Here is a 20,757-nt window from a genome sequence, read left to right as displayed (position 1 = left end):
GCTGCCTTGTTCGAGCTTAGTGCACCCGGTTTTTCGGGCCGGGTGCACTAAACACGGAGTTCTTGCGGTGCTGCGGGCGGAACTGCTAGCCGTGCAGGGGCTTGCCGGCGAGGGCGAGGTGGGCTTCGCCCAGGGACTCGTTCTGCGTCGGGTGGGCGTGGACCAGCTGGGCCACGTCCTCCGGGTAGGCTTCCCAGTTCACGATCAGCTGGGCCTCGCCGATCTGCTCGCCCATACGGGCGCCGATCATGTGGACGCCGACGACGGGGCCGTCCTTCTGGCGGACCAGCTTGACCAGGCCGGACGTGCCCAGGATGGAGCTCTTGCCGTTGCCGGCGAGGTTGTATTCCTGGGTTTCGACCTGGTCGTCGCCGAACTTGGCCTTGGCGGCCTTCTCGGTGTAGCCGACGGTGGCGATCTCCGGCTCGGAGTAGGTGACCTTGGGGATGTTGACGTCCTCAACGACAACCGGCTTGAGGCCGGCGATTTCCTCGGCCACAAAGATGCCCTGCTGGTAGCCGCGGTGCGCGAGCTGGACGCCCGGGACGATGTCGCCCACGGCGTAGATGTTGCCGACGCCGGTGTGCAGGCGCTCGTTGGTGATGACGAAGCCGCGGTCGATCGTCAGACCGGCTTCTTCGTAACCAAGGTTGGCGGTGACCGGGCCGCGGCCGACGGCGACCAGCATGAGGTCCGCTTCGAAGGTCTTGCCGTCGACGAGGGTGACCTTGACGCCGTCGTCGTTCTGCTCGACGCCCTGGAAGAAGGTGCCGGTGGAGAACTTGATGCCGCGCTTCTTGAACGCACGCTCGAACGCCTTGACGATGGTCGCGTCCTCGTTCGGGACGAGGGAGGGCAGGCCTTCGATGATGGTGACGTCGACCCCGAAGGACTTCCAGACGGAAGCGAACTCGACGCCGATCACGCCGCCGCCGAGGATGATGGCGCTCTTGGGGATGAAGTCCATGGTGAGGGCTTCGTCGGAGGTGATGACCTTGCCGCCGATTTCGAGGCCGGGCAGCGTGCGGGAGTAGGAGCCGGTCGCGAGGACGATGTTCTTGCCCTTGTACGCGGTGCCGTTCACGACGACGGTGTCGGAGCCCTGGAGCTTGCCCTCACCCTCGATGACGGTGATGCCCTTCTTGCCCTTGATGAGGCCCTGGAGACCCTTGAACTTGCCGGCAATGATGCCGTCCTTGTAGGCGTTGACGGCGTTGATGTCGATGCCGTCCAGGGTCACGTTGACACCGTACTTGGCGGAGTCACGGGCGTGGTCGGCCAGTTCCGCGGAGTGCAGCAGGGCCTTGGTGGGGATGCAGCCGTTGTGCAGGCAGGTGCCGCCGAGCTTTCCCTTTTCGATGAGTCCGACGGTAAGGCCGAGCTGGACGGCGCGGAGCGCAGTTGCGTAGCCGCCGCTGCCGCCGCCGAGTACCAGGATGTCGAATTCTTGCGCAGTTGCCTGATCGGCCACTAAAACGCTCCCTCGCGTGAACGATGACACGAGAGTACGCATCATCTGGTCTTGGAACTGTCTGCCGTGATTATGCCAGCAGGCCGGTTCCCTTTCGTTTGGAATTGCTTCTATGAAGCTAATTGCTGTGAAACTACGGTTCACCTTAGCGAACCACTAATACATGCTCCACCTTGCCATGGCGTTTGTGGAGCGCTTGTGTCCAGTGTCACGCGGCCCTGTGGCCGGGGTATCAGCCCCGTGGCCGCAAGGCCGCGTGAACGGACAGTGCTTCAGGACCGGCGGTTCCGGACGCCCGCCGGCGGCCCCGCTCAGACGGCTTTGGCGAGGATGTCCTCGACGTAGGCCACCAAGGTGCGCACGGTGCTGCCGGTGCCCTGCTTGTGGTTGTAGCCGTAGGGGCTGCCGTTGTTGAAGGACGGTCCGGCGATGTCGATGTGGGCCCACGGGATCTGCTCGCCGTCCTTGCCCTTGCCGACGAACTCGCGCAGGAACACCGCGGCCGTCATCATGCCGCCGTGGCGTTCGCCGATGTTGGCGATGTCCGCGACCTGCGAGTCCAGGCTGGGACGCAGCTCTTCGGGCAGCGGCATCGGCCAGACCAGTTCGCCGGCGCGGTCCGCCGCGGCCTTGAGCGCGCCGGTGACGGAGTCCGAGCCCATAACGCCGGCGGTGCGGTCGCCGAGGGCGATCAGCTGGGCGCCGGTGAGGGTCGCGACGTCGATGATCGCGTCCGGGTACTCCTGGCTGGCGGCGACGATGCCGTCGGCCATGACCAGGCGGCCCTCGGCGTCGGTGTTCAGGACCTCGACGGTCTTGCCGCCGAAGATGGTCAGCACGTCGGCGGGACGCTGCGCGGCGCCGGAAGGCATGTTCTCCGCGATGCACAGCCAGGCGGTCGCCTTGACCGGCAGGCCCAGTTCCGCGAGGGCCAGGACGGTGTTCAGCACGACGGCGGCGCCGGCCATGTCGGACTTCATGTCGCCCATGCCGAGGTGCGGCTTGAGCGAGATTCCGCCGGTGTCGAAGGTGATGCCCTTGCCCACCAGCGCGATCTTGGCGGTGGCCTTGGCGGGGGCGTATTCGACCTTGACCAGGCGCGGCTGGCGGGTGGAACCCTTGCCGACGCCGAGGATGCCGCCGAAGCCGTCCTTCTCAAGGCGCTTCTCGTCCCAGACGGTCACCTTGACCGGCAAGCCCTTGGCCAGTTCCTTGGCGGCGTCGGCAAACGTTTCGGGGTAGAGGTGGCTCGGCGGCTGGTTGACCAGCGAGCGGGTGGCGTTGACGGCCTTGCCGATCAGGGCGGCGCGCTCCAGCACCGGTGCCAGCGCCTTGTCCGCGGCGAAGTCGGTGAGGATGCGGACACTCTTGACCGGATCCTTGAGGCCGTCCTTGGTGGAGCGGTACTCGTTGAAGGAGTAGGCGCCCATCGCGGCACCTTCGGCGACAGCCGCGACGGCGGCAAGGTCCGGCGTCGGGAGCGCGAGGGTCACAGTGGCGACGCCGGCGAGCTGGCGGACGGCCGAGCCGGCCGCGCGGCGCAGTGCCTCCTCGGAGAGCGGGGTGCCCGCGGAAACCTTGCCGACGCCCGCGAGGACCAGGACGGAAGCTCCAGCTTCCGGCAGGCCGGGGAGGCGGTGCGCCTGGTCGGCGGCACCGGTAAGGCCAAGAACGCCCAGTGACTCGGCCAGCGCCTCGGCCGCCTTGGCCGTTAGCGGGTTGTCCAGCAGCACGGGGCCGTCGGTGCCCTGTCCCACGCCCACGACTAGGGCGTCGGACGGGGACTTCTTCAAGTCTCCGGCGATCGCACTGAGTTTGACTTCGGTATTCTTGACCACGAGGACAGTCCTCAATTCTCTGTGATTTTTCGGCAGGAACTGCATGTTCGGCGCCCTGCCATGGGTACCTGAGCCACCGTCGGCACTGCACGTAACCGGGTGTCTGCAAGGCCGTCTATAAGGCCAGTTCCGATCGTAGTCTCTCCCCGGCGCCGGAGTTCAATTTAATGAGAGCTGGCACACAGTCGGGGCAGGAATTCCCCCGGCCGACGGCGCGTTGTAGCTGGTATCGGCACTTCGGGAACCGTCTGCGCGCGGGCCTTGTCTGCGCATCGACCCGACGGTCCGCCACGGCGGCTGCTGCCGCCCACCTGCTACTGCGAAAGGAACATGTCGTGATGGAACGGATTTCCGGCTCCTTGCTGGACCCTGAAACGCTCTACGTCCGTGATGACGCGCTGTTCCGCAGCCCCGAACTGCACGGGCTGAACCTGCTTATGGGCTTCACCGGTTTCGCCGACGCCGGGCATGTGGTGAGCCAGATCACCACGGAACTGCTCGACACCCTCGACTCCGAACTCGTCGCCGAGTTCGACGCCGACCAGCTGATCGACTACCGCTCCCGGCGCCCGCAGGTGAGCTTCGTCGAGGACCACCTGCAGGACTACCAGGCGCCGCGTCTGGCCCTGTACCGGCTGATCGACGGGCTGGGGAACCCCTTCCTGCTGCTGGCCGGGTTCGAGCCGGACCTGCAGTGGGAACGGTTCGCCCGCGCCGTCGTGGGGATCGTGGAGGAACTGGACGTCAACCTGGCGGCCTGGATCCACTCCATCCCGATGCCGGTGCCGCACACCCGGCCGGTCGGTGTCACCGTGCACGGCAACCGGCCGGAGCTGATCGAGGGGATCTCGGTCTGGAAGCCCACCGTCGAGGTTCCTGCCGCCGTCGGCCACATCCTTGAACTGCGCCTCGTCGAGGCAGGCCGGAACATCGCCGGCTACGTGATCCATGTCCCGCACTATCTGGCCGAGGCCGAATACCCGACGGCCGCCGTCGCGGGACTGGAGTACCTGGGTGCGGCCACCTCGCTGATGCTTCCCACGGACCGCCTCCGCGAGGCGGGCCGGGAAGTCGGCCGGCAGATTGCCGAACAAATCAATGCCTCCGAAGAGGTCCAGCAGGTCGTCTCCCGGCTGGAGACACGGTACGACGAGAAGGCGGAGGGAACCGTGCGCCGGTCGCTGCTCGCCGACGAGAACGACCAGATCCCGAACGCCGACGCGCTGGGCGCCGCCGTCGAGGCCTACCTCGCCCGTAAAGAACCCGGCGAATAAATACTATTTATGACGTCCGGGGCATAATGGGGGAGTGACCTCCCCCCGCGCTTGGCTGATCTGGATTATCGGGATCTTCGCATACCTGGTGGCGGTCAGCCAGCGCACCTCCTTCGGTGTCGTCGGGCTGGAAGCCACGGCCCGGTTCCATGCCAGCGCCGCCGAAATCTCCTTCTTCACCGTGCTGCAGCTGCTGGTCTACGCGGGCCTGCAGATCCCGGTCGGCGTCCTGGTGGACCGCTTCGGGTCCCGGGCCATGATCGCCGGCGGCGCCCTGCTGATGGGCCTGGGCCAGCTCCAGCTCGCGTTCGCGGACAGCATCCCGGGCGGCGTCCTGGGCCGCGTGCTCGTGGGCGCGGGCGATGCCATGACCTTTATCTCCGTGATCCGGCTGATCCCGCTGTGGTTTGCCCCGTCCCGGGTGCCGCTGCTGACCCAGCTGACCGGCATGTCCGGCCAGCTCGGCCAGCTCTTTTCCGTGGTGCCGTTCGCGATGATCCTGCACTCGGCCGGCTGGACCCCGGCGTTCCTGACCCTGGCCGGCATGTCCGGGCTCGCCGTCGTGCTGACGGTGCTGCTGCTGCAGGACCTGCCGCCCGGACACCCCGCGCCGGAGCCGTCGCAGGGCCTGCGCGCCACCGGCGTTTCACTCTCCCGGGCGTGGAAGCAGCCGGGCACCCGGCTGGGGCTGTGGAGCCACTTCACCGTGCAGTTCAGCGGCACCGTTTTCGCCATGACCTGGGGCTACCCGTTCCTGATCTCGGCCCAGGGGCTGGAGGCCGGCACCGTATCAGCGCTGATGGCCCTCTACGTGGCAGCCGCGATCGCCGCCGGGCCGCTGATGGGCAGCTTCGTGGCCCGCCACCCGCTGCGCCGGTCCACCATGGTGCTGCTGATCTCCGGGGCCACGGCGGCAGCCTGGGCCGCGGTGCTGCTCCAGCCTGGCCGTTCGCCGCTGTGGCTGCTGGCCGGCCTGGTGGTGGTCCTGGCGATCGGCGGGCCCGGTTCGATGATCGGTTTCGACTTTGCCCGGACCTTCAACCCGGCGCACCGGATCGGGACGGCCACCGGAATTGTCAATGTCGGCGGCTTCATCGCCGCTCTGCTGTCCATCTACCTGATCGGGCTGGCCCTGGACGCGCTGCACCTGGCCGGCGCCTCACCGGGCGGGCTGTACAGCCTCGGCGCCTTCCGGATCGCGCTGAGCGTGCAGTTCCTGCTGCTGGCGGTGGGCGCCGCAGCCATCCTCATCACCCGGCGGAAGGTGCGCCGTCAGATGGCCGCGCAGGGCGTCATCGTGCCTCCGCTGCTCAAGGCCCTGGCCCAGCAGCGCCGGCTCGTCGCGGAACGCCGCCGTACGCCCTGACGGACTTGTCCACATAAGGAAACTCCCCGGCTGACGCCCGCCGCGGGCGCGGGCGAAGCTGGACTTATGACAGCTCCCGACCACCTGAAAATCACCGGCCCCGAGGACATCCTCGGGTTCATTCCGCATTCGCTGGGCTATTGGCCAGCCAACAGCCTCGTTGCCATGACCATGCAGGGAAAACGGCTTGGGGCGACGCTGCGAGTCGACCTCCCGGACGCTTCGCGCTGCCGCGGCCCCGGGCTGGCGGCCTTCGCCCGGACCGTCCGCGACTACCTGGAGTCCGACGACGCGGCCGACGGCACGCTGCTTGCCTTTTTCACCGGCGCGCCGGCGGACGCCGAGGCCGGCGATCCAGTCGACGATGCGACCGACGATGCGACCGACGATGCGACCGACAGCGCTGCGGGGGAGCCCGGTGCGGATCCCGCTGTTGATCCCGCCCCGGATCTTGCCTTGGATCCCGCCGTGCTGGCCCGGCTGCTGCGCGAACTGGAGCGCACCCTCGGCAGAGCCGGGCTGCCGGTGCGCGACGCGTGGCTGGTCGGGGAGCGGTACTGGCGCAACGCCTTCTGCGCAGACCCCTCGTGCTGCGCCCCGCCCGGCCGGCCGATCGAGGAGATCCGGAACAGCCGGCTCAATGCGGAGCTGGTCTTCCGCGGCAGCAGCGTCGGCGCGGCCCCGGGGAGGTCCGCGCCCGCCGCGCTGCCCGAGCTGGGCGAACCGGCCGTGCTGGAAGCCGAGGAGGGCTGGGCGCGGGAGTTCTCGGGCCGGTGGCGGGACCGGGCGCAGTTCGGTGCAGTGCTGGACGTGTGGCAGCGCGTGTTCGACGCCGGCGGTAGCCAGTCAGCAAGGGCGGCCAAGGCCCGCGAGGCCGTCCTGCCGGCCGGGCTCGCCGGCTACCTGCGCGCCTCGCTGCGCGTCGCGGCGTGGCGCGACGCGGTCCTCGTCATGGCCGCCGCCGGGCGCGACGCCGCCGAGGCCGGTGCCGAGGAGTTCGGCATGTTCGACGGCGGCCCGGGCAACCCGGCCGCGCTGCCCGGGCTCGACGGCCTCCCGGTTGCCGAGAGTGCCGGGAATCCAGAGGAAGCCGGTCCGGCCGGGGCAGCAGCCGCCGAGACCCCGGGCTACGGGGACGTCCTCCTTGGCCTCGCGCCGCCGGCGCCCGACTGGGGCCGGCTGGCCGAACTCGACCGGGTCCTCCGTCAGCTCGGCAACTGCGGCGGCGGCGAAGCGCGGGCTGCGGCCCTTACAGCGCGGGGCTGGATCGAATGGTGCCGGGGCCGGGGATCGTTCGCCGATGCGCTCTTCACCGCGGCCGGAGCGGAGCAGCCGGGCTACCGGCTGGCGGAGCTGCTGGCCGAGCTGGGCCGCCGCGGCACGCTGTGCGGCTGGGCCCGCCGGCGGGAGGCGGCCTGGCAGAAGTTCGATCCGGATGCGGCCTGAGCCTCGGCGCCCGGGCCGCAACATTGTGTCGACGCGTGCGCTCCGAGGTCCCGTTCCGGAAAATCGTGAGACAATGGTTGGCGAGACCCGGTTGGGTCCGTGTATCGAGTGCGTGTAGCGAACCTTGGAAACAGGGAACATTACGGTCGCCCCGGCAGTTCTACTAAGTGGCTCTGCTGGACGTGATTGCGCCTGATGTGAAACACGGACTTGACAGGGTCATAGTGGTGTTGCCCGTATGGTGATTCCACAGACCGCCGCTAGAAAGGTTTTCTGTGACCCCGTCTTCCGCGAAGAAGGAACCCGCCGACCAGGCCGTATTGTCCCCCGAGGAGAAGAAGGCGGCGGCAAACGCAAAGCGTGCCGCCACGCGTGCAGCCAACAAGGCCGCAAAAGACGCCGCCTCCGCAGCGGGTGATGACACCGCCTCGGCTGTCGCCAAGCCTGAGCCCAAGAAGCGCGGGCCCAAGCCCGGCGCCAAAGCCGCGGCCGAAGCCGCCAGTAAGTCCCGGGACGAGGACTCCGACGACGTCGAGGTCGAAGAGGACCTGGATGAAGTGACCCCGGATGCCGTCGAGCTCGGTGAAGACGGCGAAGAGGTAGCCGGCAAGGCAGCGGTAGCCGCCACCGGCTCCGGCTTCGTCTACTCCGACGCCGACGACGATGACGCCCCCGTGCAGCAGGTCATGTCAGCGGGCGCCACCGCCGACCCCGTCAAGGACTACCTGAAGCAGATCGGCAAGGTTGCCCTGCTGAACGCCGAGCAGGAAGTCGACCTGGCCCTGCGGATCGAGGCCGGGCTGTTCGCCGAGGAGAAGATCGCGGCGGACGACGGCTCCATGGACCCCAAGCTCAAGCGCGAGCTCGAGTACGTGATCCACGACGGCAAGCGCGCCAAGAACCACCTGTTGGAGGCCAACCTCCGCCTCGTGGTCTCGCTGGCTAAGCGCTACACCGGCCGCGGCATGCTGTTCCTGGACCTGATCCAGGAAGGAAACCTGGGCCTGATCCGTGCGGTCGAAAAGTTCGACTACACCAAGGGCTTCAAGTTCTCCACCTACGCCACCTGGTGGATCCGCCAGGCGATCACCCGCGCCATGGCCGACCAGGCCCGCACCATCCGTATTCCGGTGCACATGGTGGAAGTCATCAACAAGCTGGCCCGCGTCCAGCGCCAGATGCTGCAGGACCTCGGCCGCGAACCCACCCCGGAAGAGCTGGCCCTCGAGCTGGACATGACCCCCGAAAAGGTCGTCGAAGTCCAGAAGTACGGCCGCGAACCGATCTCGCTGCACACCCCGCTTGGCGAGGACGGCGACTCCGAATTCGGCGACCTGATCGAGGACTCCGAAGCCGTGGTTCCGGCCGACGCCGTCAGCTTCACCCTGCTGCAGGAACAGCTGCACTCGGTTCTGGATACCCTCTCCGAGCGTGAGGCCGGGGTCGTGGCGATGCGCTTCGGGCTGACCGACGGACAGCCGAAGACTTTAGACGAAATCGGAAAGGTCTACGGCGTGACGCGCGAACGCATCCGCCAGATCGAATCGAAGACGATGTCCAAGCTGCGCCACCCCTCCCGCTCGCAGGTCCTGCGCGACTACCTGGACTAAGCGGCTCGGAGCAAACGCCGGTTCCGATAACGCGGGGCCACGTCCGCCTTTGATCTACGGATCACGGGCGGGACGTGGCCCCGCGTTTCCTGCTTAAACAGCGGCTTGGGCCGTTGTCCCAGTCCAGGAAGTTAAAGCAGAAGGACCCCTCCGCGTGGGAGGGGTCCTTCGGGCGGATCCCAATCGGGATCACTGTGGGACGTCTAGTCGACCGGAACCGGTGCCTTCTCGTGGAGGCGGCCCGTCTCGTCGTGCCAGTCGGAGCTGAGCGGACGAAGGTTCGCTTCCACGGCACGGGCGTGGTGACCGCAGAAGAGCAGTTCACCGCCGGAGGCGCCGAGAACAACCCGGACGTATGCCTGAGCTCCGCAACGGTCACACCGGTCAACGGTGGTGAGTGTGCGGTCCGCTACTGCTGTTGTCATGTTCGGCCTCCTTGGTAGATCGATACATCTATATAACCAGCATTCGCTGCCGTTCCATGGCAAGGATGGGGCACTTTCGCTGTCCGCGTATCACGGCTCAGTAACAGCGGCAGGATCTTGACGGCCGTGTTGTCTCTTCGGGGAGTGGCAACCCTGAGTCCGGCGCCGGGCCGACTAACCTAGGAAGAGCGTCTCTGCGTTCCATCCCTGAAGGAGTTTCCGACCCGTGGCACCAAGTTCTGACTACACCGCCCGGCATCTGTCCGTGCTGGAAGGCCTCGAGGCCGTCCGCAAGCGCCCGGGTATGTACATCGGCTCCACGGACTCCCGCGGTCTCATGCACTGCCTCTGGGAGATCATTGACAACTCCGTCGACGAAGCCCTCGCCGGCTTCGGCCACGACATCAAGATCATCCTGCACGCCGACAATTCGGTGGAGATCCATGACGACGGCCGCGGCATCCCGATCGACGTCGAGCCCAAGACCGGGCTCACCGGCGTCGAGGTGGTCTTCACCAAGCTGCACGCCGGTGGCAAGTTCGGCGGCGGTTCCTACACGGCCTCAGGCGGCCTGCACGGCGTCGGCGCCTCGGTCGTGAACGCCCTGTCCTCCCGCCTGGACGTCGAAGTGGACCGCGGCGGCAAAACCTACAAAATGTCCTTCCGCCGCGGCGAGCCAGGCCGGTTCAAGGACCCGGGCACCAAGCCGGATCCGGCCGCCGTGTTCGAGCCCTTCGTCGACGGCTCCGTGCTCGACGTCGTTGGCAAGGCCAAACGCGGTGTCACCGGCACCCGGATCCGCTACTGGGCCGACCGCCAGATCTTCACCCCGGACGCGAAGTTCTCCTACGACGAGCTCGCCGCCCGCGCCCGGCAAACGTCCTTCCTGGTGCCCGGGCTGAAGCTCACCGTCCGGGACGAACGCAAGGTCGCCGGCACCCCCGGGGAGTTCGGTCCGCACGAGGAGATCTTCCACCACGACGGCGGCCTCTCCGAGTTCGTCGAGTTCCTCGCCGCCGATCCGGCCGTCACCGACGTCTGGCGCCTGCACGGCGCCGGCAAGTTCAAGGAAACAGTCCCCGTCTTGGACGAGCGCGGCCACAGCCAGCTCGCCGAAGTGGAGCGCGACTGTGAGGTTGACGTCGCCCTGCGCTGGGGCATCGGCTACGACAGCACCGTGCGCAGCTTCGTGAACATCATCTCCACCCCCAAGGGCGGAACGCACCAGTCCGGCTTCGAACAGGCCCTGCTCAAGACGTTCCGCAAGGCCGTGGAAAGCAATGCCCGCAAGCTCAAGGCTGGCAACGACAAGATCGAAAAGGACGACATCTTCGCCGGGCTCACGGCCGTGCTGACGGTCCGCCTCGCCGAGCCTCAGTTCGAGGGCCAGACCAAGGAGATCCTCGGCACCTCGGCGGTCCGCGCCATCGTGGCCAAGGTGGTGGAGCAGGAGATCAACGCCAAGCTCACCTCGTCCAACCGCAACGACAAGGCCCAGTCAGCGCTGCTGCTGGAAAAGGTCGTCAGCGAGATGAAGTCGCGCATCTCTGCCCGCGTCCACAAGGAGACGCAGCGGCGCAAGAACGCGCTGGAGACCTCCTCGATGCCCACCAAGCTGGCGGACTGCCGGACGGACGACGTCGGACGCTCCGAACTGTTCATCGTCGAAGGTGACTCCGCCCTTGGCACCGCCAAGCTGGCGCGTTCCTCGGACTTCCAGGCGCTGCTGCCGATCCGCGGCAAGATCCTGAACGTGCAGAAGGCCTCGGTGGGGGACATGCTCTCCAACGCCGAATGCGCCGCCCTGATCCAGGTCGTCGGCGCCGGTTCCGGCCGCAGCTTCGATATCGGCGCCGCGCGTTACGGCAAGGTCATCCTGATGACCGATGCCGACGTCGACGGCGCCCACATCCGGACCCTGCTGCTGACGCTGTTCTTCCGCTACATGCGCCCGATGATCGATGAAGGCCGCGTCTTCGCCGCCGTGCCGCCGCTGCACCGGGTGGAAGTCATCAACGCCGGCCAGAAGGCCAACGAGATGATCTACACGTACTCGGAGGCGGAGCTGCACGTGCTGCTCGCCCGCCTGGCCAAGGAAGGCAAGCGCTACAAGGAACCGATCCAGCGCTACAAGGGCCTGGGCGAAATGGACGCCGAGCAGCTCGCGGAGACCACGATGGACCCGCGGCACCGCACCCTGCGCAAGGTCGGGATCGAAAACGCGAAGCAGGCCGAGGAGACCTTCGACCTGCTGATGGGCTCCGAAGTCGCGCCGCGCAAGGACTTCATCATCGCCGGGGCGGCGAGCCTGGACCGCGAACGCATCGACGCCTGAGCGGGCGCAACCCGACCCGCGCGCCGGGCAACCGCGTGCCGGCAGGGAATCCGGTTCAGCCGAGCAGGCCCGGCACGATCAGCAGCGCCGTGGGCACCGCCAGCAGCAGCAGGCAGGCGCCCAGCACGGCGTAGCGAAGGACCTCCGGCAGCGGCGGCTGCGGGGAGAGCAGCCGGCTGACCCGCGAGGCCGTGGTCACCGCCGAACCGGCACCTCCGGTGGCTCCGGGCTGGCCGGCGTCGGCCTCGGTGCCGGCGTCGCCGAACGCCATCCGGGCCGCCGGCGCCGCCGTGGCGTTGCCAGGGCCGGCGGAACCGCTCGCCACGATCGCGATCGCCTTGATCAGGGTGGCCTTGCTTTCGGTCTTCAGGGCAACGTCGTCGGCGAGCATCTCGATCAGCGAGTTGACGGCCTCCTGCGCGAGCCGGGTGGTCGGCAGCCAGGGCAGCGCCTGCCGCCAGGCCGCGAACGCCCACAGCAGCAGATGGTGTCGTTGGCTCAGGTGGGCGTTCTCGTGGATCAGGACCGCACGCAGTTCGTCCGGCTCCAGTGCCGCCATCAGTCCATCGGAGAGCACCGTGACGGAGCGGGCGCCGCCCGGCAGGCAGTAGGCCACGGGGGAGTCATGGCTGATCACCATGGTCCGGGCGCCGTCCGTCGAGGGGGAAGCGAGCAGCGCGAGCAGCTCGCGGTGCCGCCGCCGCTGGCGCTGGATCTTGTAATAGGTGAGCAGCAGGGTGAAGACCAGATGGGCGCTTAACAGGGCCGCTGCCGAGAGGGCGAAGATATGCCAGAAGCCCAGCGCCGTGGTCGGCTCGTTGCGCAGGACCATGCCGGCCAGCGAGCGGAGGCCGGCCAGGAGGTTGTCCCCGACCGGCTCCAGGCCGTAGACAAGCATGGCCCCGATCATCGACAGGCCGCCGGCGAGGGCGATTGCCTGCCAGAGCAGCATGGCCGTAAAAGGGGAGCGGGCCGGCCATTGGGCACGCGAAAGCAGGATAGGTACCGGCCACGCCAGAACTATCGCCAGGACCGCCAGAAAGTATGAGGTCCAGAACACCGGTGTTAGCTGTGGTCCAGCAGTTTGCGCAGCGTTTCAGCTTCGGTCGCGGACACGGAACCAATGAAGCGGGCCAGCACGGCCTCCCGGTCGGGGGCGGAGCCGAGCACCTCATGCATCAGTTCCGCGGTGTGGTCCGCGCGGCTGGAGACGGCCTGGTAACGGTGCGGGCGGGTGCCGCGTTCCCGCTCCACCAGGCCCTTCCGCTCAAGCCGGGACAGGACGGTCAACACGGTGGTGACGGCCAGGTCCTTGCCCTCGTGACCGGCAGAGCCGCCCGCCGCCTGCGTGCTCTGCGCGAGCAGGTCCCGCAGGGTGTTCGCGGTCGCAGCCTCCTGGCCTGCCCAGAGCAGGTCCATCACTGCCCGTTCCAGTTCGCCGAGACTTGCCATTCCGTACGTCCTTCTTGAGTGCCGCCTTGGGCGGTGGTCCCGCCCGGGTGGTTTGCCGGATACTTCAGCTTTAAATTTACCGCGTTTTCCGCCCAGTTTCTACATGAGGTAGAACAGGGCCGCCGCGGCGTGTCGCCTGCGGCGCCGGGGCGGGGCGGCCCGGCGCCCGCTGCCCGCGCCGATCCATTGCGGGGCAGGGCACGCCGTGCCACGCTGGGGTGCGGGAGGGTGTGAACTTGTTCTACACTCTGTAGAAGTATCAGTTCTACACGACGTAGAAATCTCTCGGGAACCTAGCCAAAGGGACTGCCTTGGACGCCTTGGAAATCGCACGCTGGCAATTCGGCATCACCACCGTCTACCACTTCATGATGGTGCCGCTCACGATCGGCCTGGGGCTGGTGGTGGCGGTGATCCAGACCCTCTGGTACCGCACCGGCCGGCCCGAGTACCTCCGGATGACCAAGTTCTGGGGCAAGCTCTTCCTGATCAACTTCATCATGGGCGTGGCCACCGGCATCGTGCAGGAGTTCCAGTTCGGCATGGCGTGGAGCGAGTACAGCCGCTTCGTCGGGGACGTCTTTGGGGCGCCGCTCGCCATGGAGGCGCTGCTGGCCTTCTTCGTGGAATCCACTTTCCTGGGCCTCTGGATCTTCGGCTGGAAGCAGCTCAAGCGCGGCGTCCACCTGGCCTGCCTCTGGATCGCCGTCATCGGCTCGGTCTTCTCCGCCTACTTCATCATTGTGGCCAACAGCTGGATGCAGCACCCGGTGGGCGTCGAGATGATTGACGGGCGTCCGGTAATGACCGACGCCTGGGCCGTCTTCACCAACAACACGGCGCTCGTGGCCGTGCCGCACACCCTTTTCGGCGCCCTCGCCGTCGCCGGGGCCTTCCTCCTCGGCATCGCGTGGTACCACCTGTGGCGCCGCCGCCACGACGGCATCGACACCGTGGGAGCCAACGGCAAGGTGATCCCCGGGGAGTCGGAGATCCCGGGCCGGGACCGCGCGGACCACGCCGTCTGGATCCGCTCGCTGCGGATCGGCGCCGTCGTCGCGATGATCTCCTTCGCGGGCACCGCCATCACGGGCGACCTGCAGGGCAAGCTCATGTTTGAGCAGCAGCCCATGAAGATGGCCGCTGCCGAGGCGGCCTGCCACGACGGCACCGGCTTCTCCATCCTGAGCGTCGGCAACGTCGGCTCCAAGAACTGCGACGACGTCGTCGCCGTGATCGAGGTCCCTGGCATCCTGTCCTTCCTGGCCAAGGGCGACTTCACCACCGAGGTGAAGGGCGTCAACAGCCTGCTGGAGCAGTACAAGGCCGACTACGGCACACACCTGCCGGACAACCCGATCTACGGTGACCGCGCCGGCCAGGAAATCCAGTACGTCCCGGTCATGGAAGTCACCTACTGGGGGTTCCGGATGATGATCGGCTTCGGCGGCGTCGCAGCCCTCGCAGCCCTCGTGGCACTCTGGATCACCCGCAAGGGCACCGTCCCGGCCTCCCGCGGCCTGATGCGGCTCGCCGTGTTCGGCATCCTGGCCCCCTTCGGCGCCAACGCCGCCGGCTGGATCTTCACCGAAATGGGCCGCCAGCCCTTCGTGGTTGCCCCCAACCCGGATCCCAGCGGGATCGACCAGGTCTTCATGTTCACCGCCGCGGCGGTGTCCCCGGGCGTCTCCGCCGGCGAGCTGCTGACCTCGCTGGTGGTGCTGACGGCCGTGTACGCGGTGCTGCTGGTGGTGGAGGTGAAGCTATTGGTGAAGTACATCCGCGGCGGTGTGGTCTCCGCGATGCCCGAGCTGGCCCACGCCCTGGCGGACGAAAACGAGGACAAGACCCCGCCCGGCGGCACGCCCGGCAAACCCGGGGCCGACGACGTCCTGGCCTTCGCCTACTAACGCCCTCCGAACAAGAAGCAGAGGAAATTCAGCATGGAACTGCTACCCACCATCTGGTTCATTGCCATCGCGCTGCTGTGGACGGGCTATCTATTCCTGGAGGGCTTCGACCTCGGAGTCGGCATGCTCATGAAGGGCTTCGCCCGGAACAACACCGAACGCCGGGTGCTGCTCAACACCATCGGCCCGGTCTGGGACGGCAACGAGGTGTGGCTGCTCACCGCCGGCGGCGCCACCTTCGCGGCCTTCCCGCTCTGGTACGCCTCCCTCTTCTCCGCCCTGTACCTGCCGCTGCTGCTGGTCCTGGTCGCGCTGATCTTCCGCGCCGTGGCCTTCGAATACCGCGGCAAGGTGGACACCCCGCAGTGGCGTGCCCGCTGGGACTGGGCCATCGCGCTGGGCTCCCTGGTCGCCGCCTTCGGGGTCGGCGCGGCTCTGGCGCTGACCACCACGGGACTGCCGCTGAACGCCAACGGTGACCGCGAGGGCGGCCCGTTCGCCTGGTTCAGCGCTTACGCCGTGCTGGGCGGACTCGCCGTCGTCGGCTTCTCCCTGCTGCACGCGCTGGCGTTCCTGGCGTTGAAGACCGACGGCGACGTCCGGCACCGCGCACGGCAGTGGTTCGTCCGGCTGCTGCCGGTGCTGCTCCTGCCGATCGCCGGCTGGGCGATCGTGCTGCAGTTCCAAAGCGGCAAGGCCTGGACCGTGGCCGCCGTCGTCGCCGCCGTCGTGGCGGCCGCCCTGGCCTGGAACTTCGCCCGTGGCGGCGCCGAAGGCAGGGCCTTCCTGTCGCTGGGCGTCTTCCTGCTGCTCGGCAGCGCCTCGATTTTCGGCGCGGCCTTCCCGGTGGTGCTGCCCTCGACCCTCAACCCGGACTTCAGCCTGACGGTCGCCAACGCCTCCTCCTCGGACTACACCCTGGGCCTGATGACCATCGTGGCCTGCATCGGGCTGCCGCTCGTCCTCGCCTACCAGGCCTGGACCTACTGGGTGTTCCGGCGCCGGGTGAGCGCCGCCCACATCCCGGAAGCGCACAGTTTCCTGCCCGCGATTGCCGCCAAGGCCCTGGCGCCGAAGGACTAGCCGCCGATGAGACCGCAGTTCCCCGCGGGCCCCGCCACCCGCTCCGCGCTCTACCTGCTCGGGTTGCTGGCTGCCCTCAAAGCGCTGTCGCTGGTGCTGATGGGCCAGGCGGTCGCCGGCATGCTGGCCGGCCTGATGGCGCACAACCCCGCTTGGTCGGAACAGCTCGGCTGGGGAATGGCCGGGGTAATGCTGCGCTCGCTCACCGTGTGGGCGCAGGCGGTGGCAGCCCGCCGCGCCGCACTGGGGGTCAAAGAGGAGCTGCGCTCAGAGCTCCTGGACCGGGCCCTGCATACCGGGACCCGCACCGCCGGTCCGGCCGACGGCGGACTCGCGATCCTGGCGACGCGGGGGCTGGATGCCCTGGATAACTACTACACCCAGTTCCTGCCCGCCCTGGTGAACTGCGCCGCCATCCCGCTGCTGCTTGGGGCCAGGATCCTCTTCGCGGACTGGATCAGCGCCGTGGTGATCGTCCTGACCGTTCCGCTCGTGCCGCTGTTCATGGTCCTGATCGGCCGCTACACCGAGGACCGGGTGCGGGAAGCCCAGTCGGCCCTGTCCCGGCTCTCCGGCCACATGCTGGAACTCGCCAAGGGCCTGCCCGTGCTGGTGGGCCTGGGCCGTGCGGCCGCCCAGCTCAAGGCCCTCGAGGACATCTCGGAGGACTACCGCTCCAAGACCATGGGGACCTTGCGCACCGCCTTCCTCTCCGCCCTGGCGCTGGAGCTCATCGCCACGATCTCCGTCGCCGTGGTGGCCGTTTTCATCGGTGTCCGGCTGGTGCACGGGGACATGGCGCTCGAGGCCGGGCTGCTGGCCCTGATCCTGGCCCCCGACTGCTACCTTCCGCTGCGCGAACTCGGCACCGCCCACCACGCCAGCGACGAAGGACGCGCCGCGCTCGCCGACACCACGGAGGTCCTCGACGCCGTCCAGGCCGCACCGCTCGTCCCCGCCGCGGTCCGCCGGGACGGAGTCGCTCCCGTTCCGCCGGCCGTCACGGTCCGCGGGCTGACCGTGCGCTACGCCGGCCGCGCGGAGGCCGCCGTCGGACCGCTGAGCTTCACCGCCGCCCCCGGCGGGATCACGGCCCTCGACGGCCGCAGCGGCGCCGGAAAGAGCACCGTCCTGGGCGTCCTGGCCGGCACCATCGGCTCCGGCACCGGGACTGAGGTCACCGGACGGCTGGAGGGGTTCGCGACGGCGGACCTCGCCTGGGTGCCGCAGCACCCCGTGATGGTGGAACCCACAGTCCTTGCGGAGGTCCTGCTATACCTCGGTGCCGGCCCGGACCGGTCCCCGGCGCAGGCCAGCACCGAGGACATTGCCGAAGCCAGGCGCTGCCTCGCCGCCTGCGCCGCGGAACACCTCGCCGCGAAGCATCCCGCCGAGCTCAGCCCGGGGGAGTTGCGCCGGGTGGCCGTGGCCCGCGGGCTGGCCCGGATCGCGGCCGGCGCTACGGTGCTGCTGCTGGACGAGCCCACCGCGCACCTGGACCGGGCGTCCGCCGATGCGGTCAGCCGCACTATTTCCGGACTGCGCGGGAAGGCCACGGTGCTGCTGGTGGCCCACGACCGGCAGACCCGCGAACTCGCGGACCGGCTGGTGACCGTCGGGGGGCGTGCCGGAGGCGCCGTCGCCGCGGCCGTGGCGCCGCCCTTGGCCAGCCGAGACCGCGCCCCGGACGCGCAAGACCTCCCGCCGGCATTAGCCGACGCGGCCGCCTTCGACGCCGGCAATCCCGGCGACGCCGGCACTCCTGCCGAGGCCGCAACGTCGGCCGCCGGAGCTGCGCGCTTTGGAACTGCTGCCGCCCAGCTGCGCCGGCTGCTTGCGCCGGTGGCCGGGAAGTTTACCGCCGCCGGCGCGGTCGGGGTCCTGGCCGCGCTGTTCGCCGTCGCCCTGTCCGGGCTCTCCGGCTGGCTCATCATCCGCGCCAGCGAGCAGCCGCCCATCCTGTACCTGCTCACCGCAATCGTGGGGGTGCGCTTCTTCGGCGTCGGCCGAGCCGCCCTGCGGTACACCGAACGGCTGCTCCTGCACGACGCGATCTTCAGGGCGCTGACGCGGCTCCGCGGCCGGCTGTGGGAGTCTCTGAGCCGTCGGGCGCTGTCGCTGCGGCGACTTCTGCAGGGCGGCAACGTCCTGGGGGCCGTGGTGGACGACGTCGACACCGTCCGCGAGCTGCTGCCGCGCGTCGTGCTGCCGCCGCTGACCGCCGTGGCCGTGGGCGCGGCCGCGGTCACGGGCGTCGGGCTGCTGCTCCCGGCAGCGCTCCCGGCCGTGGTTGCCGCCGCCGTCGTCAGTCTCGCGGCCTCGCCGGCCCTGGCACTGCTCGCGGACCGGATGTCCGCCGGAACCGAGCAGCAGCTGCGGTCCGGGGTGCTGCGGCGGGTTGCCGCGGCGCTGGATGCCCGCGCCGAACTCCATGCCAACGGTGTGGGCGCCCCGGTCCTTGCCGATATCCACCGTGCCGACCGGGAGGCGACTGCCGCGTCGCAGCGTTCGGCCCTGGCCGAGGGACTCGGGCAGGCGCTGACGGTGCTGGCCTGCGGGGCCGCCGCGCTGGCCAGCGCGGTGCTGGCCGCCCCGCTTGCCCTCAGCGGCGCCGCCGAGCCGGCGACCGTCGCCGTCGTCGTGCTGCTGCAGCTGGCCCTCGTGGAACCGTATTCGGCGATCACGACGGCGGTGCGGCAGTATCCGGCGCTGCGCTCGGTGCTGCGGCGCATCGCAGCGTCCGGAGTCCTGGCTGCGGAGACGCCCGAAGGATCCGGCGGACCAGTGCCGGTACCGGCGCGGCCCGGCGGACGTCCCGGCCTGGAACTGGACCACCTGGCGGCGGCGTGGCCGGGCGGCACGGAGGTCTTCACCGGGCTGACCGCCAGCGCCGAACCGGGCCGCTGGCTCGCCGTGACCGGCGCCTCCGGTTCCGGAAAGTCCACCCTGCTGGCCGTCATGCTCGGCTTCCTCCCGCCCGCGGACGGCCAGCTCTTCCTGACCGGACGCGCGGCCTGGTGCCCGCAGGAGGCGCACCTCTTCGACTCGACCATCCGCGGCAACCTGATGCTGGGGCTGCCCGAGGGCGATCGTCCCACGGACGGAGCAACAGGCGCGGCCACCGGGCTCGACCTGCAACTTTCCGATGCGCTGTCCGCCGTCGGCCTGGAACCGCTGCTGCAGCGGCTCGACCGGGGCCTGGACACCCCCATCGGCCCCGGTGGCGCGTTCCTCAGCGGCGGCGAGCGCCAACGCCTGGCGGTGGCCCGCACACTGCTGACCGGAGCCGATGTGATCCTGCTCGACGAACCCACGGCCCACCTGGACGCGGAAGCCGGCCGCGAAATGCTGGCCGAGCTGCGCCGCGGGCTGGCCGGCCGCACGGTGGTCCTGGTGACGCACAACCCGGAGGACATCAGCCCTGAGGATAACCGACTGGACCTGGACCGGGACCAGAACCTGGACCTGGACCGGGCAGGGTCGCCACAGCCGGAGCGGCTGCTGGCGCGGGGGTAGGGCCGCCGTTAGCCTGTAGCCATGACCGGACGCACCGACCCGCAGACCAGCCTGGATCCCCGACTTTCGTGGCGGCCGGCCGGCGCCGCGGAGCTGGACGACTGGACCGCCCTGATTGCCCGTACTGCGGCCGTCGAGCGGCCCGTCTGGTTTGAGCGGCGCGAGGACCTGGCGCAGATCCTGGAATCCCGGACAAACCCCGTGCCCGCGAACAGCATTCTCGGCTTCGACAGCCGGGGAGTTGCGCGGGCCTATGCCAGGCTGACGAAAAACCCGGCCGGAGACAAGGCCGTCGGCTTCGGCTGCGTGGACCCCGAGTGGCAGGGCAAAGGGATCGGAACCGGGCTCCTGGGCTGGCTGGAGTCCCGAACGCTGCAGCGGTTCGCCGAGGATGCCGGCGCCGCCGCTCCGAGGCTGCGCCTCCACATGGAACAACAGCACATCCATCAGGCATCACTCTTCGAGGGCCGCGGCTACCGAATTGTCCGCTACTACAACGAGATGCACCGGCCGCTGGCTGCGGACTTCCCGGAGCCGGAGCTCGACGACGGGCTGGAACTCGTGGACTTCGGGCCCGGCCTGCATGAGGCCGTGCGGCTGGCCCACAACGAGGCCTTCCGGGACCACTGGGGCAGCGAGCCCCGGGACGAGGAAGCCTGGGGATTCGTGGTGAACGATCCGCAGGCGCGGCCGGACCTGAGCGGCGTCGTCGTCGAGACGGCCAGCGGCCGCGTGGCCGGCTACCAGATCGCCAGCCATGACGCCGACAGCGCCGCGGACCGGGGCTTCAAGGAGGGCTACACGGACCTGCTTGGGGTGCGCCCGGAGTTCCGGGGCCGGGGGATTGCCCAAGCCCTGCTGGCTGATGCCATGCGCCGCTTCGCCGCAGCAGGAATGGACAAGGCCTCGCTCGACGTCGACGCGGAGAACCCCACCGGGGCGCTGGCGCTCTACACGAAGATGGGGTACGTCGCGGTCAACCGCTGCATGGCCTGGGACAAGGAGCTGTAGGCATTCACGCTGCGCTAGCC

Annotated in this window: 14 protein-coding genes; 9 read left to right on the top strand and 5 right to left on the bottom strand. The window is 69.0% G+C overall.

What is annotated here, in order from left to right; translation table 11 throughout:
- Positions 1-85: 85 nt before the first annotated feature.
- Together lpdA and AB4Y91_RS12840 are read right to left on the bottom strand one after the other, a co-directional pair.
- Entirely contained in the window at positions 86-1,471 is a 1,386-nt protein-coding gene (gene lpdA / locus AB4Y91_RS12845; RefSeq protein ID WP_441418851.1) for a dihydrolipoyl dehydrogenase, read from the bottom strand.
- Positions 1,472-1,782: 311 nt separating this feature from the next.
- Complete coding sequence (locus AB4Y91_RS12840; protein WP_441418850.1) at positions 1,783-3,309, bottom strand: leucyl aminopeptidase; 1,527 nt, start codon at positions 3,307-3,309, stop codon at positions 1,783-1,785.
- A gap of 335 nt (positions 3,310-3,644) precedes the next feature.
- Between AB4Y91_RS12840 and AB4Y91_RS12835 the strand changes: the two genes are divergently transcribed.
- The 4 genes from AB4Y91_RS12835 to AB4Y91_RS12820 all read left to right on the top strand — a co-directional run bounded on the left by AB4Y91_RS12835 (position 3,645) and on the right by AB4Y91_RS12820 (position 9,005).
- Positions 3,645-4,583, top strand: a complete 939-nt coding sequence (locus AB4Y91_RS12835) for a proteasome assembly chaperone family protein (RefSeq protein WP_441418849.1) — start codon at positions 3,645-3,647, stop codon at positions 4,581-4,583.
- 34 nt (positions 4,584-4,617) lie between these two features.
- Complete coding sequence (locus AB4Y91_RS12830; RefSeq protein ID WP_441418848.1) at positions 4,618-5,949, top strand: MFS transporter; 1,332 nt, start codon at positions 4,618-4,620, stop codon at positions 5,947-5,949.
- 66 nt (positions 5,950-6,015) lie between these two features.
- Complete coding sequence (locus tag AB4Y91_RS12825) at positions 6,016-7,395, top strand: DUF4192 family protein (protein ID WP_441418847.1); 1,380 nt, start codon at positions 6,016-6,018, stop codon at positions 7,393-7,395.
- A 275-nt stretch (positions 7,396-7,670) separates the two neighbouring features.
- Positions 7,671-9,005 (top strand): RNA polymerase sigma factor, encoded by a 1,335-nt coding sequence (locus AB4Y91_RS12820; RefSeq protein ID WP_441418846.1) that lies wholly within the window; start codon positions 7,671-7,673, stop codon positions 9,003-9,005.
- A 203-nt stretch (positions 9,006-9,208) separates the two neighbouring features.
- Here AB4Y91_RS12820 and AB4Y91_RS12815 read toward each other — a convergent pair whose 3' ends face one another.
- Positions 9,209-9,430 carry a DUF7455 domain-containing protein gene (locus AB4Y91_RS12815; protein WP_441418845.1) on the bottom strand — a complete coding sequence of 74 codons (222 nt, stop codon included), beginning with the start codon at positions 9,428-9,430 and terminating at the stop codon, positions 9,209-9,211.
- A 226-nt stretch (positions 9,431-9,656) separates the two neighbouring features.
- Here AB4Y91_RS12815 and AB4Y91_RS12810 point away from each other — a divergent pair, with 226 nt between their 5' ends.
- Complete coding sequence (locus AB4Y91_RS12810) at positions 9,657-11,765, top strand: DNA gyrase/topoisomerase IV subunit B (protein WP_441418844.1); 2,109 nt, start codon at positions 9,657-9,659, stop codon at positions 11,763-11,765.
- Between the two features lie 55 nt (positions 11,766-11,820).
- On the opposite strand, the gene AB4Y91_RS12805 is transcribed toward AB4Y91_RS12810, so the two are convergent.
- Together AB4Y91_RS12805 and AB4Y91_RS12800 are read right to left on the bottom strand one after the other, a co-directional pair.
- Positions 11,821-12,825 carry a M56 family metallopeptidase gene (locus AB4Y91_RS12805; RefSeq protein WP_441418843.1) on the bottom strand — a complete coding sequence of 335 codons (1,005 nt, stop codon included), beginning with the start codon at positions 12,823-12,825 and terminating at the stop codon, positions 11,821-11,823.
- A gap of 5 nt (positions 12,826-12,830) precedes the next feature.
- The gene (locus AB4Y91_RS12800; RefSeq protein ID WP_441418842.1) at positions 12,831-13,217 is read right to left on the bottom strand and encodes a BlaI/MecI/CopY family transcriptional regulator; all 387 of its coding nucleotides are present in this window, start codon (positions 13,215-13,217) and stop codon (positions 12,831-12,833) included.
- A gap of 311 nt (positions 13,218-13,528) precedes the next feature.
- On the opposite strand from AB4Y91_RS12800, the gene AB4Y91_RS12795 reads away from it, so the two are divergent.
- Genes AB4Y91_RS12795 through AB4Y91_RS12780 form a run of 4 tightly spaced genes read left to right on the top strand, consistent with a single transcriptional unit; the run spans position 13,529 to position 20,737 of the window.
- A complete protein-coding gene (locus tag AB4Y91_RS12795) occupies positions 13,529-15,127 on the top strand; it encodes a cytochrome ubiquinol oxidase subunit I (RefSeq protein WP_441418841.1) in 1,599 nt (532 codons plus the stop codon).
- Positions 15,128-15,160: 33 nt separating this feature from the next.
- Positions 15,161-16,210 carry a cytochrome d ubiquinol oxidase subunit II gene (cydB, locus tag AB4Y91_RS12790; RefSeq protein ID WP_441418840.1) on the top strand — a complete coding sequence of 350 codons (1,050 nt, stop codon included), beginning with the start codon at positions 15,161-15,163 and terminating at the stop codon, positions 16,208-16,210.
- Positions 16,211-16,216: 6 nt separating this feature from the next.
- Entirely contained in the window at positions 16,217-19,726 is a 3,510-nt protein-coding gene (cydD, locus tag AB4Y91_RS12785) for a thiol reductant ABC exporter subunit CydD (protein WP_441418839.1), read from the top strand.
- 21 nt (positions 19,727-19,747) lie between these two features.
- On the top strand, positions 19,748-20,737 hold the full coding sequence (locus tag AB4Y91_RS12780) for a GNAT family N-acetyltransferase (protein ID WP_441418838.1): 990 nt from the start codon (positions 19,748-19,750) through the stop codon (positions 20,735-20,737).
- Positions 20,738-20,757 lie beyond the last annotated feature (20 nt).

Origin of the sequence: Arthrobacter sp. YAF16, from assembly GCF_052113385.1 — a bacterium.
Taxonomy (GTDB): Bacteria; Actinomycetota; Actinomycetes; order Actinomycetales; family Micrococcaceae; genus Arthrobacter.
Note: the sequence above shows the minus strand (reverse complement) of the source record. Positions and strands in the feature narration are given on the sequence as shown.